17 protein-coding genes are annotated in these 15,583 nt (G+C 65.0%); 3 read left to right on the forward strand and 14 right to left on the reverse strand.

Translation table 11 applies throughout. The features are described 5' to 3' along the window. Nucleotides 1-26: 26 nt before the first annotated feature. The 6 genes from RHO23_RS17050 to RHO23_RS17075 all read right to left on the reverse strand — a co-directional run bounded on the left by RHO23_RS17050 (nt 27) and on the right by RHO23_RS17075 (nt 6,019). Nucleotides 27-581, reverse strand: coding sequence for a pyridoxamine 5'-phosphate oxidase family protein (locus RHO23_RS17050; protein WP_423488065.1), 555 nt, complete (start codon nt 579-581; stop codon nt 27-29). A 51-nt stretch (nt 582-632) separates the two neighbouring features. Then, a complete protein-coding gene (locus RHO23_RS17055) occupies nt 633-2,207 on the reverse strand; it encodes an AMP-binding protein (protein WP_030096433.1) in 1,575 nt (524 codons plus the stop codon). Between the two features lie 77 nt (nt 2,208-2,284). Further along, complete coding sequence (locus RHO23_RS17060) at nt 2,285-2,788, reverse strand: YbjN domain-containing protein (protein WP_057964901.1); 504 nt, start codon at nt 2,786-2,788, stop codon at nt 2,285-2,287. Beyond that, nucleotides 2,785-4,116 carry a D-inositol-3-phosphate glycosyltransferase gene (gene mshA, locus RHO23_RS17065; RefSeq protein ID WP_030096431.1) on the reverse strand — a complete coding sequence of 444 codons (1,332 nt, stop codon included), beginning with the start codon at nt 4,114-4,116 and terminating at the stop codon, nt 2,785-2,787. Before mshA ends, RHO23_RS17060 begins: the two co-directional genes overlap by 4 nt. A gap of 64 nt (nt 4,117-4,180) precedes the next feature. After that, complete coding sequence (locus tag RHO23_RS17070) at nt 4,181-4,642, reverse strand: SRPBCC family protein (protein ID WP_030096430.1); 462 nt, start codon at nt 4,640-4,642, stop codon at nt 4,181-4,183. 138 nt (nt 4,643-4,780) lie between these two features. After that, the gene (locus RHO23_RS17075; RefSeq protein WP_030096429.1) at nt 4,781-6,019 is read right to left on the reverse strand and encodes an ROK family transcriptional regulator; all 1,239 of its coding nucleotides are present in this window, start codon (nt 6,017-6,019) and stop codon (nt 4,781-4,783) included. 312 nt (nt 6,020-6,331) lie between these two features. Here RHO23_RS17075 and RHO23_RS17080 point away from each other — a divergent pair, with 312 nt between their 5' ends. Further along, complete coding sequence (locus RHO23_RS17080) at nt 6,332-7,081, forward strand: SDR family oxidoreductase (RefSeq protein ID WP_064409626.1); 750 nt, start codon at nt 6,332-6,334, stop codon at nt 7,079-7,081. A gap of 46 nt (nt 7,082-7,127) precedes the next feature. Here the strand turns inward: RHO23_RS17080 and RHO23_RS17085 are convergent, their stop codons facing one another. The 3 genes from RHO23_RS17085 to RHO23_RS17095 form a co-directional block, all read right to left on the reverse strand. Further along, a complete protein-coding gene (locus tag RHO23_RS17085; RefSeq protein ID WP_057964904.1) occupies nt 7,128-8,492 on the reverse strand; it encodes a L,D-transpeptidase in 1,365 nt (454 codons plus the stop codon). A gap of 99 nt (nt 8,493-8,591) precedes the next feature. Beyond that, nucleotides 8,592-9,032, reverse strand: coding sequence for a hypothetical protein (locus tag RHO23_RS17090; RefSeq protein WP_423488066.1), 441 nt, complete (start codon nt 9,030-9,032; stop codon nt 8,592-8,594). 96 nt (nt 9,033-9,128) lie between these two features. Continuing rightward, on the reverse strand, nt 9,129-9,563 hold the full coding sequence (locus RHO23_RS17095; protein ID WP_423488067.1) for a winged helix-turn-helix transcriptional regulator: 435 nt from the start codon (nt 9,561-9,563) through the stop codon (nt 9,129-9,131). Between the two features lie 87 nt (nt 9,564-9,650). On the opposite strand from RHO23_RS17095, the gene RHO23_RS17100 reads away from it, so the two are divergent. After that, entirely contained in the window at nt 9,651-10,889 is a 1,239-nt protein-coding gene (locus RHO23_RS17100; protein WP_423488068.1) for an MFS transporter, read from the forward strand. On the opposite strand, the gene RHO23_RS17105 is transcribed toward RHO23_RS17100, so the two are convergent. Genes RHO23_RS17105 through RHO23_RS17125 form a run of 5 tightly spaced genes read right to left on the reverse strand, consistent with a single transcriptional unit; the run spans nt 10,778 to nt 15,045 of the window. Further along, a complete protein-coding gene (locus RHO23_RS17105) occupies nt 10,778-12,331 on the reverse strand; it encodes a radical SAM protein (RefSeq protein ID WP_423489245.1) in 1,554 nt (517 codons plus the stop codon). The two genes, RHO23_RS17100 and RHO23_RS17105, sit on opposite strands and share 112 nt — an antisense overlap. A gap of 11 nt (nt 12,332-12,342) precedes the next feature. Further along, on the reverse strand, nt 12,343-12,798 hold the full coding sequence (locus RHO23_RS17110) for a hypothetical protein (protein WP_423488069.1): 456 nt from the start codon (nt 12,796-12,798) through the stop codon (nt 12,343-12,345). Beyond that, complete coding sequence (locus RHO23_RS17115; protein WP_057966409.1) at nt 12,795-13,130, reverse strand: hypothetical protein; 336 nt, start codon at nt 13,128-13,130, stop codon at nt 12,795-12,797. The genes RHO23_RS17110 and RHO23_RS17115 overlap by 4 nt, the downstream gene beginning before the upstream one ends. Next, nucleotides 13,127-13,903: a prolipoprotein diacylglyceryl transferase gene (locus RHO23_RS17120; protein ID WP_423488070.1), complete on the reverse strand. Its 777-nt coding sequence runs from the start codon at nt 13,901-13,903 to the stop codon at nt 13,127-13,129. Before RHO23_RS17120 ends, RHO23_RS17115 begins: the two co-directional genes overlap by 4 nt. Nucleotides 13,904-13,953: 50 nt before the next feature. After that, entirely contained in the window at nt 13,954-15,045 is a 1,092-nt protein-coding gene (locus RHO23_RS17125) for a UDP-N-acetylmuramate dehydrogenase (RefSeq protein WP_064409632.1), read from the reverse strand. 26 nt (nt 15,046-15,071) lie between these two features. Here RHO23_RS17125 and RHO23_RS17130 point away from each other — a divergent pair, with 26 nt between their 5' ends. After that, complete coding sequence (locus RHO23_RS17130) at nt 15,072-15,575, forward strand: DUF2505 domain-containing protein (RefSeq protein ID WP_064409633.1); 504 nt, start codon at nt 15,072-15,074, stop codon at nt 15,573-15,575. Nucleotides 15,576-15,583 lie beyond the last annotated feature (8 nt).

Genomic DNA, 15,583 nt, shown 5'->3' on the forward strand with positions numbered 1-15,583 from the left:
GTCGGGTTAGTCGTACCGCGTGCAGGCTATCGCAGAGCAGTCAGGCCATCGATCGAGCTGCCGTTGTTCTCCAGCGCACTCTCCAGAGTCATCTTCTCCTCGGGCACCTTCTCGATGTGCTTCTCGTACACATCGCGATGCCCCACGAAGTCCATCAGCGGAACCGAATAGCCGCACGAATCGGCCACCCGGGTGACGTCAACCAAAATGATTGAGCGCGCGCCTTTTTCGAGATCCTGAGTGAAGTGGCTGCGCAGTTTCGAGTATTCGGGCTCGTTGAACTGCACCACACGCGCGGTGCCGTGGAGCCTGATGATGCGGCAGCGCTTGTCGAACGAGCAGAACATCAGCACGATGCGCCCGTTGTCCCGCACGTGCGCGATGGTCTCCGCACCGCTACCGAAGTAGTCCAGGTAGCCCACCCGGTGTGGGCCGAGCACCGCGAAGGTCCCGGCCATGCCCTTGGGGGAGACGTTGACATGCCCGGCCGGGCCGGAGGGCGCGGTGCCCACGAAGAACACCGGCTGCTCGGTCAACCATCGAGCGAGCTTGTCGTCGATCTCGCCATACACATGACCCATGTGCTCCAGGGTGCCACTCGGGTCTGAGAATCCGCCAGCGGATTTCGCGGGTCAGATACGCGCGCGCAGGTCCTTGCGCAGGATCTTGCCCGCAGCGCTCTTGGGGATCGCGTCGATGAACTCCACCTGCCGAATCCGCTTGTGCGGAGCCACTTTCTGCTCGACGAAGGCCATAACGGCCTCATCGGTGAGGTCGGAATCGGTGCGCACCACAAAGGCTTTGGGAATCTCGCCACTGGACGGGTCGGGAACGCCGATCACGGCGGCGTCGCCGATACCCGGGTGGGACAGCAGCAGCGCCTCCAATTCCGCGGGTGGCACCTGGTAGCCCTTGTACTTGATGAGCTCCTTGAGCCGGTCGACGATCGTCACCACTCCGTCGGCACGCACGACAGCGATATCTCCGGTGTGCAGGAATCCGTCGGGCTCGATCGTGGCCGCGGTGGCCTCCTCGTTGCCGAGGTAACCGGCCATCACATTGGGGCCCCGTACCAGCAGCTCGCCGGGGGCACTCTCGCCTTCGGCCGGTACATCGATCTCCGCACCGGTCTCGGTGTCGATGAGCTTGTTCTCGGTGTTCGGGACCGGAATACCCACCGAGTTCAGCGGAATATCGGGCCGGCCCGGCGGGATGAGGTGGCTGACGGGGCTCAACTCGGTCATGCCATAACCCTGACTGACGCGGCAATTGAGTCGTGCGGCAACGGCATTGCCCAGCTGTTCGTCCAACGGAGCGGCGCCGGAGAACACCGAGCGCAAGCAGGAGACGTCGTGCTTGTCGACATCCGGATGCTTGGCCAGCACCACCGCCACCGGCGGCGCCACGAAGACGTGGTCCACGCGGTAGTTGGCGATGGAGCCCAGGAAGGTGTCGAGCTCGAAGCGCGGCAGAATCACCAGCTCGGCCCCCAGCTTGAGCTGCACGTTAAGCAGTACGACCAGGCCGTAGATGTGGAAGAACGGAAGGACGGCCAGCACCCGGTCGCCCTGCTCCACTCCGTACAGGTGTTTGGCCTGCGCGATGTTGGCGACCAGGTTGTAGTGGGTGAGCATGACGCCCTTGGCCTTGCCGGTGGTTCCCGAGGAATACGGCAGCACCGCCAAATGCGTTGCCGGGTCGAAGGAAACCTCCGGCGGCGCCAGATCGGGCCGCACGATGTCGGCCAGCGAGCGCCGCCCCTCGACGGGGTCGATGGTGATCACGTTCGCGGCATCAATGCCCGCGATCTCCGCGGCCTCCAGCGCCCGCGACAGCAGCGGCGACACCGTGAAGACGAGCTGCGCTTTGGAATCGATGAGCTGCTTGGCCAGTTCCTCGGCGGTGTACAACACGTTCACGGTGCTGGCGGTACCGCCCGCACGCAAGATGCCGTGCAGCACCACCGCGAACGTCGAGCAGTTCGGCAGGAAGACCGCTGCGACATCGCCGAGGCCGAACCCGCGGGCGGCCAGGCCCGCCGCCGTGGCGTCGACTTGCGACCGCAGCTCGCCGAAGGTGGTCTGCGCACCGGAAAGCCCGTCGATCAGCGCGACACGACTGTCGTCTACGCCGGTATCTCCGAATACGTACTCGTAGACCGAGCAGTCGGGAATGGAAACGTCGGGCAGAGGGCTACGAAACGTCACGCCGGACAGTCTTGCACGCCGCGTCTAGTCCGTGCTGATGGTCCTTGCGTCTTCGGGCCTGTACTGCCCGAAGAGGGTCAATCCTCGATGAGATGCTCGAAGGCCTCAAGGTTCTTCAACGACTCGCCCCGCGAAGTGCGCCACGCCCATTCCTTCTGAATGGACGTCTTGAATCCCAGCTCCAGCAAGATGTTGAAGTCGTTGTCCACGGCTTCCAGCACCTGCCCGAGCAACCTGTCGATCTCATCCGGGGTAACCGCGGGCAGCGGCAGGCGGCCCACCAGGTAGATGTCGCCCATGTTGTCGATCGTGTACGCGACGGCGTACAAGCGGCGGTTGCGTTTGAGCAGGTAGCGGTAAACGCCCTCGGTGTTCTCGTCGGGTCGGCGACACACGAACACCTCGACGCGCACGGCATGCTCACCCGGGCTGAGCATCGTGGTGATCTTCTGCTTGCGTTCGCCCGGCAGCTCCACGATCAGCGCCGGTTTGCCGTCCGGCCCGTGGTGCTCGGTAAAGGTGACCTCCCGGTCCACCAGCGTCCGCACAATGGTGGCGTAGGCCTCTCCCGCGGTGGTCATCGCCGCAAGCCGGACAGCCGGCGCGACCGGAATCGCGCACGCGGCGCACGCGGCGTCGCGGGCCTTTGTGGTGCACGGTAATCAGCGATGGCGCGGCTGTAGCTGGCCAGCAGGGCCTCGGCGGTGCTGGACCAGGAGAAGCCCGCGGCGTGCGCAGCGGCCGCCTGGCTGAGCTCGGAACCGTTACGCGCCAACAAGTTCCCGATGGCATCCGCCCAGTCCTGGGTGCAATGCGTCGGGACCAGAAGACCGGTACGTTGATCCGCGACAGCCACCGGAAGGCCTCCCACGTCGGCCGCCACCACCGGGGTGCCACACGCTTGAGCCTCGATCGCCACGAGGCCAAATGATTCCGAATAGCTGGGCACCGCAACGATATCGGCCGCCCGATATACCTGGGCAAGCCGCTCTCGTGACTGCGGCGGTAGGAAGGTGACACGGTCCGCGATGCCGAGATCCACGGCGAGATCCTGCAATGCCGTGGGCTCGTCGAGACCGCTGCCGGATGGCCCGCCGACGATGAGAACTCGCACCCCTGGCAGCTGCTGGGCCGCACGTACCAGCAGGTCGGGAGCCTTGAGCGGCTGAATTCTTCCGACAAAGGCGACGATCTGTTCATCGGCTCGCAGGCCGAGCTCGGCACGCGCTGCCGACTTGTCTCCGGGCGTGAACACGTCCAAATCGACACCCGGATGCACGATATCGATGCGGCCAGGGTCTGCGGCATGTATCGAAACCAGCTGCTCGGCTTCATCTTTGGTGTTGACGATGAGCCGGTCGGCCTCATCCACCACCTGCTGCTCCCCCACCGCACGCAACGCGGGCTCCGGACGGTCTCCTTCGGCGAGCGTCCGATTCTTCACCGCGGCGAGCGTATGCGCGGTATGAACCAACGGAACGCCCCACCGGTCCCGCGCCAGCCACCCCGCCTGACCGGAAAGCCAGTAGTGCGAGTGAACCAGGTTGTAGTAGCCGGGCTCGTGGACCGCCTCGGCGCGCAACACCCCGGCGGTGAATGCGCACAGCTGGGTGGGCAGGTCGTACTTGTCCAGGCCCTCGAACGGCCCCGCGACGATATTGCGCACGGTCACCCCATCGGCGACGGATACCACCGGCTCATCGGAGGACGCGGTGGCACGGGTGAAGATGTCGACGGCGACACCCCGGCGGGCCAGTTGAAGGGCCGTTTGCAGCACGTAGACGTTCATCCCGCCGGCATCGCCGGTGCCCGGCTGAGCCAGTGGCGAGGTGTGTACGGATAGGACGGCGATGCGGCGCGGCTTCAGCGCCGAAACCGCCCGGCGCGCGAACTCATCGCCACTAAGCACACTGCCATCTTGTCACTAGCGCACAAGCTATCGGTGCGCAGCACTCCTACCAGCGGCTTGAGCCTCAGCGTGCGGCGATCTTCTGCCGGTATCCCTCTTCGAGGATCTTGCGCAACTTCTCATCCGAATGCGTGATGGCCAGCGAGATGAACGGCGAGATGACCTTGCCCAGCGCCCGCCCGGCGAGCCCGCCCGGCAGCCGGTAGTCGATGTTGATCTCCAGCTCGGTTTCGTCATCGGATATCGGCCGGAACCGGCATTCGATCTGGTTGTCGATCCCGGAACGCGACTCGGTGGTGAACAGGGTGTCGGGGTCCCACCCCGTCACCTCGATCGTCGACCGGAGCGTGGCGCCGAGGTTGATGGCGATGTCGTATTTCGCTCCGAGCCCCCGTGGCACGTCGTTCACAAAACGAACGTGCTCGATTCCGAACATCCAGTCCGCCAGATGGTGCGCATCACTGATGTAGTCGAAGGCATACGCCATCGGCACCTTCGCAGAGGACACGTGGTGGATATGCGTCATGCGCACATGCCTATCACTTTTTGGCCCCGAGTCGTAGATTCGCGGCCAAATCGCCAGCAATCACATCGCCTCGGTGAGGCTATGGCGGAAAACCGCGAGAATTCCCGCCATAGCCTCACTCTCGGCGCATGACGAGCCCTAGGCCAGTGCGGAGGTCTCCGAGCGCCGGGCCGATGCCCGTCGCATGGCGCCCAGCGGATCGGCGAACAATCCCCCCAAGGACACCACACCGGCACCCGCTTCCTGAACCCGGTTACCGAACGCCGTCACCCGAATATCGCGCTTGGACAACGTCGATCGATCCAGGAACGCCGTCTCGACGTCGTTCATCACCTCGGGGTACTCGGTGAAGGCCTGCCCACCGACGATCACCTCATCGGGGTTCAGGATGTCGCGCAGTAACGCCACCGACTGCCCCAGCACCCGGCCACGCTCGGAAAGCAGTTGCTGCGCAGAGTCATTGCCGCCACGCGCGGCTTTGTATACCGCGCTCACCGACACGCCGTCACCTGCCGGCACGATACGTAGCCTGCGTGCGGCCGCCAGCACTGCCTCGTCACTCACGGTGGTCTCCAACTTGCCGGTGCCACCGAGCAATTCGGAATCAACCGGCAGCGCCGCGATAGTGCCCGGACCGCTGGACGGGCTGTGCACCCGACCGTCGATGGCCAGCGCGAAACCAACTGTCTCACGGGCATATACGTACAGACTCGTCAGGGAACGGGCTGCGAAACGCCGCAGCCCCAGCAGCAGCTCTGCGCCAGCCATCGCGTCCACATGCGAGGCCACCGAGACCGGCAGACCCAGCGTGTCGGCGAAGACCCGGCCAACGGGAGCCTCGGTCCAGCCCAGACGCGGGTGATCAACCGTCCCGGCCGGTCCGTCGACCACACCACCGGTGGCCACCCCGATCCACAGCGGGCGACGTCGGTGCCAGCGGGCCAAGTACCGCTGCGCACTCCCGGCCAGCGAAGCCAGCGCGGCGCCTTGCGGGCCGTTTGGCGTGGGGGTTTCCACCACATCCAGGGTCCGGCCGAACAGGTCGGTCGCCACGATGCTGGTGGCACGGGCACCGATGTGAATGCCGAGGGTCAAGAAGGGTTCATGGTTGAGCTCCACCGGCACCCGGGGACGGCCGATGGCGCCGGAGACGGCGAGATCGGCACGTTCACGCAGCAGCCCGGCATCGAGCAGGGCCGTCACCTGCCGGTTGACGGTAGCAATGGAAAGTCCTGTGACCTGGGCAATCGCGTCGCGAGCCACGGGTCCGCGCACACGTGCGGCACGGAACACAGAGGACGCGGCGCTATCGCCGATGTACAGGGCGGGCGGGTGAATCTGGTGGCGGGAAACTGGTCGGCGAACCGGAGAAGTCATGAGAAGGGTCCTTTGGCGGGGGGCCGGGTTCAGACGAAGACTGAAACGCGGGCTACTGATGGCTAATGGTGTTGTGAACTGGGGCGATACCGCACCCGGGACGTCAAGAAAGACGTGCAGAAACTAGGCGCAGCGACAGACGCAGCGACAACACAGCTCGCGAGCCAGCGGCAGCCGAGAACCAATACCCGCGATCACGAAAGTGACCCGGGGTTCGGCGGCGCGCTTGATGGACACAGGCGCAATTTAGCATCCCTACGAGGCAATGTCCTACTAGCGGCCCATTGCCGCTCCCTGACTACAGTGGCGTCCATGACCAATCCCACGTTCGACGGCCGGGTCGCGGTCGTTACCGGCGCCAGCTCCGGAATCGGTGCAGCAACCGCGAAATCACTTGCAGCCCTTGGATTTCATGTTGTGGTTGCGGCGCGGCGCGAGGACCGCATCAGCGCACTGGCCAGGGAAATCGGGGGCACCGCGGTTGTGCTCGATGTCACCGACGCCGATTCGGTTGCCGCCCTTGCGCAGAGCCTGGATCGGGTGGATGTCCTGGTCAACAACGCCGGCGGTGCGTGGGGCCTGGAGCCGGTACTGGAAGCGGATCTGGAGCACTGGCGCTGGATGTGGGAGACCAATGTGGTGGGCACCCTCCAGGTGACTCGCGCCCTGCTGCCCAAACTGATCGCTTCCGGCGACGGACTTATCGTCACCGTCACCTCCATCGCCGCGCTGGATGTATACGACGGCGGCAGCGGATACACCTCGGCCAAGCACGCGCAGGCCGCGCTGCACCGCACACTGCGCGGTGAGCTACTGGGAAAGCCGGTGCGGCTCACCGAGGTCGCTCCGGGTGCGGTGGAAACCGAATTCTCGGTGGTGCGTTTCGACGGCGACCAGGACCGGGCCGATGCCGTCTACCGGGGCATCACTCCGCTGATTGCCGAGGACGTCGCCGAGATCATCGCGTTTGTGGCGTCGCGGCCATCGCACGTCAACCTGGACCAGATCGTCGTCAAACCGCGGGATCAGGCCTCCTCTACCCGCAGGGCGACACGCGACTGAACACGCAGAGCGCCAATCCTCTTCTTCGACAAACAGATCCGAGCGACTAGCGGGGCGTGGTCGTCGGCGTACCGGACAGCGACGGCGCTCCGGACGGGGTCAACGGGGCTGATGTGGGCGTCCCGGAGAGTGTCGGCGCGCCCGACGGCGTGAGCGGAACGGTGGTCGGGATGGACGAGGTAGACGGCGTGGTGGTGATCGTCCGTTCCTTGGGGTTCGGGGGCAGCGCCGACATCGATTGCCAGGTCGGCCAGTCCACCACCCAGTCCCACAGATCGCCGTCGGCGTACGACAGCTCGATCGAAGTACCGGTCACCTCAACGGGATCGCCATAGATGGCGGTGCGGAAGTACGACTCGGCATCCCCCAGCGACAAGTTGATACAACCGTTCGTGACATTGGTGCTGCCCTGCTGGCCAACGGTGTTGGGGTTGGCGTGGATGAACTCGCCATTGTTGGAGATCCGGACCGCGAAACGCTCGTGAACGTTGGTGTACCCGGCCGCCGGGTTGGACATCCAGAAATCCTCGTACTTCTCGGTGACCACGTGAATCCCGCTGCGGGTGACGTTGCGCGGCAGGTCCGCCTCGCCATAGCTGCACGGCAGGTCCAAGATGGTGCCCGCGTCGGTGGTCACCCGAATGCGGTGACTCGGCGCATCGGCGTAGACAATCTGGCGGCGCCCCACACTGAAGTCCAGGGACATGTCCTCATTGCCAAATGCCCCGTCCCCCAGGGGAATTCCGTAGAGATTGGCCTTAACCGCCACCTTGGTGCCGGCCTTGAAGTACTCACGTGATCGCCAATGCACCCGGGAGCCCTGCTGCTCATCGGGCAGCCAGGCCCAACCACCTTCGGTGGGCGGATCGCACGTGATGCTCAGCGACTTCTCCGCCGCGGCCTTGTCGGCGATGTGTGCGTCGAACTGGATGATCACCGGAGCCGCGATCCCCACGGTCTGCCCATCGGCGAGCTGGAACTGACCATTGACCTTCGCCGTCGGCACCAGAGTGGTGAACGAGCCGGACACGGCGACGGCCTTACCGTCCAGGCCTACCGCCGAACCCTTCCAGGAGTACGTGACGTCGAACCCCAGGGGTTCGGTGGTGCGGAACCTCGTCTGGTCGCGGCTGAGGGCTCCGGCGACGACCTTGCCGTCGGCGTTGACCAACTTCACGTCCTGGAACCACCCGTTGGCCACGGTCACGCTGACCGGCGCAGTCGGGTTGACGTCCTTGGCCTTGTCATCCGGCAAGAAGGTCAGGACCGCCCCCGGTGACGGGGCATCTTGCGGCGCATTCGGGCCGACGGTCGTGCAGGCCGCAGCAACAGCGGGCACCGTCAGACCCAACATCGTGAGCGCGCGCCGCCGCGTCAGCGCATCACGGATATCCGGCCTGGGGTACTTCACGACACCCCACGATACGGGCCGCTGCGGACAGCTTCGCCCAGCCCGACCAGGATCACATGTTGGATCGGGCGGGACATGCGGTTTTGGCCCGCGCCGCGGCTAGTAGACCGGGATATCGAAGATCGCCGCGGGCGCGCCGTACTGCGCACTCCACCCGGCCCAGGCGACATCGCTCGGGCCGACCCGCCTGTCGACGAGCGTCCAGCCCTGCTCGTCCTGATGCAGCAGCGCTACGTATTTCTTCGACAGCACGCCATTGGCGGAGGCTTCGGCAAAGGGGGTGCCGGTGTAGTCGATGGGGTTGCCGTCGGGTTCCTGCATGGCAGACCACAGAAAGGCCCAGCCGTCGGCAGCCTTGAGGCTGCGCACGTCGAGGCGTACCGGCTTGCCGAGCTGGGCCGTCACGTCCGCGAGCGCCGGCGCCAGGATCGTGGTTGCTTCCGGGGATGCCGGGTCCACCGCGGTGGCGGGGTCGGCCGCCGCCAGAGGAGCCACCAACAGGCCGGCCCACACCAACAGCACCAAGAATCCGCTTCGCATGGCCGCTCCTTCGGTCCCGGGACATTCGAACGGTAAACGACCGCCACCCGCATTCGCCGAAGGCGAGCCCTGTGGCGGATTCCGGCCGAGTCAGCACTAGACCCCGAGCACGGCCGTATCTTCCGGGGCCAGTGCCCGGCCGTCCGCCGCGCGCAGCTCGAAGCGTTGCACCGGCCGCGATGTCTCGCGATCCACCAGACGAACGCGTGGTTCTCCAGGGGCGAAACAGAACTCGTCGCTCCACTGCCGCAGTGCCACCAAGACAGGGAAGAGCCCGCGGCCCTTCTCGGTCAGTTGGTACTCGTGGCGCGCCCCGGCCGGAACAGTCTCGAGGATGCCGTTGTCCACCAATGTCGCCAGCCGAGACGCCAGGATGTTCTTCGCGAGTCCAAGACTCTTCTGAAACTCACCGAATCGGCGCAAACCGTCGAACGCGTCACGAACGATCAGCAGCGACCAGCCGTCCCCGACCTCACCCAACGGCCTGGCCAAGGTGCAGCTCGAATCCGCGTGACTGGCGCGTCCCACCATCGACGACCTCCTTTGGTTGCAATATGCAACCATCCATGCCACGCTTCAACGGTTGCGAAGTAAAACCAACTCTACCCAGGGGTGCATGTGCTGACCAGACCCGTCATCGTGTTGTTCTCGCTTGCCAGTGGCCTCGCGGTGGCCACCATCTACTTCTCACAGCCGCTGCTCGACACGATCGGCGCGCAATTCTCCATGCCCACAGCGCACGTCGGTATCGTGCTGACACTCACCCAGATCGGGTACGCCATCGGCCTGCTGCTGGTCGTCCCCCTCGGGGATATCGTCGACCAACGCCGGCTCATCATCGGGCAAACCGTCCTGCTGAGCGCATCACTGTGCGCCACCGCAATATCGCCGAACGCGTGGACATTCCTGGCCAGTGTCACCGCGCTGGGCGCACTCGCCGTGGTGACGCAGGTGATGGTCACCTATACCGCCGTGCACGCCGCCCCGGAGCGCCAGGGATGGGCGGTCGGGGTGGTAACCGGCGGGATAATCAGCGGAATTCTCTTGGCACGCACAGTATCCGGCGTGCTATCCGATCTCTTCGGCTGGCGCTCGGTTTATGCGGCGGCCGCCCTCGCTGCGGTCGCCACGGCCGCACTGTTGCAACGCACACTGCCGCAATCCGCGCGCCCACACCGCAGGCTGCCCTACCGCCGGCTGCTGCTGTCAACCATGTGGCTGCTGCGCAGTGAGCCGGTGCTGCGCTCTCGGGCCATCCTCGCGATGCTCATTTTCGCTGCCATCACCGTGCTCTTGACGCCCATGGTGTTACCACTCATCGCTGCGCCGTATCACCTGTCGCATAGCGAAGTCGGGTTGTTCGGGCTAGCCGGCGCCGCGGGCGCACTGGGTGCCTTCAAGGCCGGTGCATGGTGCGACAGGGGCTGGGCAAGCCGGGTGACCGGGGCAGGCCTGTCGTTGATGCTGGCGGCATGGGCATTGGCGGCCACCCTGCGCTGGACGCTGCTCGGACTCGCCCTCGCAGTAGTGATCATCGACTTCGGCCTGCAGTCGGTGCACGTGGCGAACCAAAGCCTCATCTATCGGCTGGAGACCGAACTTCATGGTCGTCTCACCGCCGCCTACATGACCTTCTATTCCATCGGCAGCGCTATCGGTGCCATCGCGTCGACGTGGATGTACTCCGCCCACGGATGGTCCGGAGTCTGCCTGCTCGGTGCGATCATCAACGTTGGTGCACTTGCCTATTGGATCGGAAGCAAGACCAGCTCAGGTGCAGCGCCCGCCGCGGACACCGACAGCCGTTGCCGGGACAGCGCCGGCCACGCCTGTACCGCACAGAACGGTGCGCACTGATCCTGCCCGGCGTGCGTTCCGACGTGCACACAACACTGTGTCAGCCGCTCCTCGATCATTGTCGACATGTCCATGAACGGCTTGACCGTAATCCGCACTATTCGCTGTCCGAGCATGCGGCGCAGCTTTGCCCGGCGTCCCGGTAGTGCCGATGCCGCAAGAGTCATCAATGTCGAGATTCCCAAATCGCAACTATCGCAAATGGTTTTCCACACATCACCGATTGTGGGATGCGATAAGGACGACTGCTCAGAAAGCAGACCCATCAGCGACTCCTTGACCGCCAACCGGAGCTGCTGCGGGACCTCCTGGTCTGCAATGCGATTGGATACCAACCCCAGATTCTCCTTGAGACGCTCGGACCCGATGAGGGCGGTCAGCGACCGCCACACACCCGCGTCGTCACGCAACATGTATCCCACCGAACAACAGTGCGGATGTGAACACGGCAGCGCCGTCAAATCACGCCAGGTGACGACGTCACCGGTCTGTGGACCAAGGCGTTTGAGCACACCGGTGTGGGTGAGTCGTTGCAGGGGATCGATCGCGCCGGCCCGGCCGGACCCGAACTGCGGCTGGATCGATACACCACCCACATACGGCGTATCGAGGGCGACCCGGATGACCGCACCGATATCGGTGTCATTGACACCGAGCGCGGCGGTCATGACCAATGTCGTGAAGATTTCTCTATGGGAGAGACGTTGCACCGCCTCAGCTTTGATTCTCGTCAGATCGCCACCTCGATGATGCCGCGACGCGTCCGCCGATGGGCCGTCGTACTGCAGGTAGACCTCCACGCGTTCGCGGTGGCGTGCCAGCAGGTCCAGTAGCGCGTCATCTCGGGCGATGAGAACGCCGTTGGTATTGATCAAGATCCGGGTGATGGGCCGATTCATCAACTCATCGAACAGCTGGCCGAGATCGGGGTACACGGTGGGCTCACCGCCGCTCAGCATCAGGACATCCAGCCGGCCGTTCTCGCGGGCCAAGCGCTGGTCCACGTTGGCGAGCACACGCTGCACAGGTACCACACCGTGCAGGTCTGGTGACGAATCGGCGAAGCAGGTCGGGCAACGCAAATTACACGCTTCGGTGATGTCGGCCAACAGGATGCAGGTGTGCTGGGTCTGCATCTCGGGCAGCCCACGCAGATACGCCATCGGGATGGGATCGTAATTGCCCGGTACATCCGGAACGTGGGTCTTGGTGGGGGCCGTCCACTCCTCCAGGTACTCAAGGATCTCGGCATCCTCGTCGTAGAGCGTGCGCACCAATCCGTGCACTCGGCAAGCCCGTTCGAGCCAGACCCGATCATCACGATGCGCGAGCCAACCTGAAAGCCGGTCCACCTCCGCGAGCGGACGCTCCGGGTTCACCTCATGACACAACGGGCAGAAAGCATTGACGTAGCGCAGGATCCGATCCCCGCGCAGCCCCATACCAGCCACGTCTACTCCAACCCTTCCAGCATCGAAATGCAGCCCACGATGAACCCCGTCATGATCGCCACCGTCGCCCAACCGATCATGAATCCGATTCCCAGCCCCCGAACCCAGTCACGTCCCCAAATGGTCAATCCCAGACCACCTCCCAAGCCGATGACCGACATCACGACGGCCAGCGTGATGGCCCTGGTATCAGGCGAGAATCCCCCACTCATCGCGTTCTCCAGGACCAGAAAGGTCCCGAAGGTCATCACCCAGAAGACGAAGATCCCGACGAATGTCATCCCCACGACCGCACCACCACCCGGCCTCGGCGGAGCCTGACGGTACGGGTAGTACCCCGGCGGATACTGCGGATAGCCCGGCGGCGGTGGGTATCCGGCGGGTCCGTACGAATACGGGCCGTACGGGTACTGCGGCGGGTGCTCGCCCTCCGGCGGCGGCTGTGGCGGGACGGTCATTGGTACAGCACCGGATTGAGCCCCGTACAGAATCCGACGGTGAGCATCGACACCAACGCCCAGCCGACCATCAGCCCCACCCCCCAACCGCGCTTGTCGCGATCACCCTTCCTAGTGAGCACGCCACCCACACCGAACGCCACCGCGATCCCCACCACCGCGACAAAGCCGGGCACAATCTCGAAGCCGATGCCAGACCTGTCGGCCAGCGACCCGCCGATCATCAGCGCGAGAAACCCGAACACGGCATTACCGAAAATGAACGAGAGTGCACCTGCAACCATCGTCGCCCCGTTGATGCCAGGTTTGGGCTGTTCCGGTGGGTAACTCATGCCCGCACCGCTTCGGAAAGGCGGCCGCGGAAGATGCCGTCGTAGTATCCCCCGCGATATCCGCGCCACAGCCGCCAAGCCGCGAATGTCATTCCCACCAGCAGAACCCATTGCGGTCGAGTGAGATTCAGCCACACCGTCTCGTTGGCACGGCTGAACTCAACGAAGAATCGGAACACCGCATACGCGGAGACGTAGAGGACGAAGAGCTCGCCGGGATGCGTCACGCGTGAGCGCAGCCACCACCACAGCACCGCGAAAGCCACTAACTGGAAGGCGATCTCGTAGAGAAAGGACGGATGCATGGCCGCGCCGGCCAGGCATCCCGGGCAGTTCGGCCGCGACGCCGGAGCATGCACACCCCAGGGCAGCGAGGTCGGCCGCCCCGGAGCCTCGGTGAGGTGACACCCGATCCGGCCCACGGCCATACCCAACGCCACCGCGGGTGCGAACAGGTCACCGGTCTTGGCCCGGTATCCGATGAGTCGCTTGGCCACCAGGACACCGATGTACGCCCCCAACAGCCCGCCGATGATGCTGCGTGACCCGAACATCCACGCCTCAACCAGGCTGGGATTGTGTGCCGGGTTCAGGTGTTCCAACCAACCCGACAGCCGCATCCCGATCGCACCGCCAACCAGAGCACCCGCCACCACGATCAACGACTGTTCGGCGGGGGCGCCCCGGCGGCGCGCTTCACAGGCGAAAACAACGGCGGCGACCAGCACGCCGAGCCCCACGAAGAGCCCGTGCACGCCGATTCCCAGCCCCATCGGCTCACTGTACGAGCCATCGCCGCAATGCAACGCTCGATTACCGGAAGTTACAGCGCGCAGCCCACCAGCACCGGCTCGGGAACCAGCCGCACCCCGAAGGCATCCAGGACTCCATCGCGTACGGTCCGGGCCAGCCCCAGCAAGTCAGCGGTGCTCCCACCTCCGCGATGCGTCAGTGCCAGTGCATGTTTCGTCGACACCCGCACCGCCGACTGTTCATCCGGATAACCCTTGACGAACCCGGCCCGCTCCACCAGCCAACCTGCCGAGAGCTTCACCCCGTCAGGGGCCGGATACTGCGGAAAAGCGATATCGGGCCCCAACCGTTCACGTACGCGTGCCCGAATTGCGCCCAGATCTCCCTCAGCCACAACAGGGTTGGTGAAGAATGACCCGACACTCCAGGTGTCGTGATCGGAGTCGTCGAGCACCATGCCCTTACGCCGGCGCAGGCCCAGTACCGCCTCGCGCACCGCCAACGCGTCGAAGCGCTCCCCCGGCTCCGCCCCGAGCTCCTTGGCCAGCTCCGGATACCGGATCGGCGAGCTCAGCCCATCGGTGGACAACCCGAATTCAACCTCCAGCACCACGCGCGCGTCGGTGCCCTTGAGAATGCTGGTGCGATAGCCGAACCCCAGCTCGCCGGGCTCGTACCAGCGCACCTGGCCGGTCGCCCGGTCCAGCACCCGAACCCTGCGCAGCAGCGAAGCCACCTCGACGCCATAGGCGCCCACATTCTGTACCGGCGTGGCACCGGCGGTTCCCGGGATTCCCGAGAGACATTCCAGTCCACCCAGACCGGCATGCAGCGACAGCGCCACCAGCTCGTCCCAGTTGGTGCCCGCATCCGCACGCAGTAGCGGCCCATCCACCTCAACACCGGCCGCCGCGATGTGCACCACGGTGAGGTCCGGAAGATCGTCGGCCAAAACCAGGTTCGAGCCGCCCGCCAGCAGCAGGGTGGGATGGCCATCGAGCGCGGCCAGTGTGCCCGTCAACTGTGCTGTGCTCTCGCACCGAATGAGCGTGGCGGCCACCGGCCCCAGCCGCAATGTCGTCAGCGAGGCGAGCGGGGCATCGTCAGCGACAACAGCGCCAAGATCCTCGATCTGCGCGCGCGTTGCTCGTGCCAACCTCACGGGCCGTAACGGTAGCCTTGCCACCCATGGCCCGCTCATTTGACCTGTCAGTGGAGTACTCGGCAACCGTCGAGCAAGTTCACGCGGCCTTCGCCGACAAGGCCTACTGGAACGAGCGTCTGGCCGGTTCCGGCGCAGATACCGCAACCCTGGATTCCCTGAAATCCGAGAACGGCGCCCTCGAGATCGTCACCACCCAGGTGTTGCGCAGCGACCGGCTGCCCGGCATCGTCTCGCAGTTTCACCGAGGTGACCTGCAGATCGTCCGCACCGAGAAATGGGCTGCCATCGCAGACGGCACATCCGAGGGCACCGTGGTGGGCTCGATCCCGGGCGCACCCGTCACCCTGTCGGGCACCGCGCGGTTACAGCCGGGAGCCAAGGGTTCACGACTTGATCTGAAGGTCGGCGTCGAAGTCAAGATCCCCCTGGTAGGCGGCAAAATCGAGGGCTTCGTCGGCGGAAAGCTCATGGACCTGCTCTCCGCGGAACAGCGATTCACCTCCGAATGGATCGCCACCCACGGCTAACCTGGGTC

The organism is Mycobacteroides sp. PCS013 (assembly GCF_049532645.1).
Classification (GTDB): domain Bacteria; phylum Actinomycetota; class Actinomycetes; order Mycobacteriales; family Mycobacteriaceae; genus Mycobacterium; species Mycobacterium gwanakae.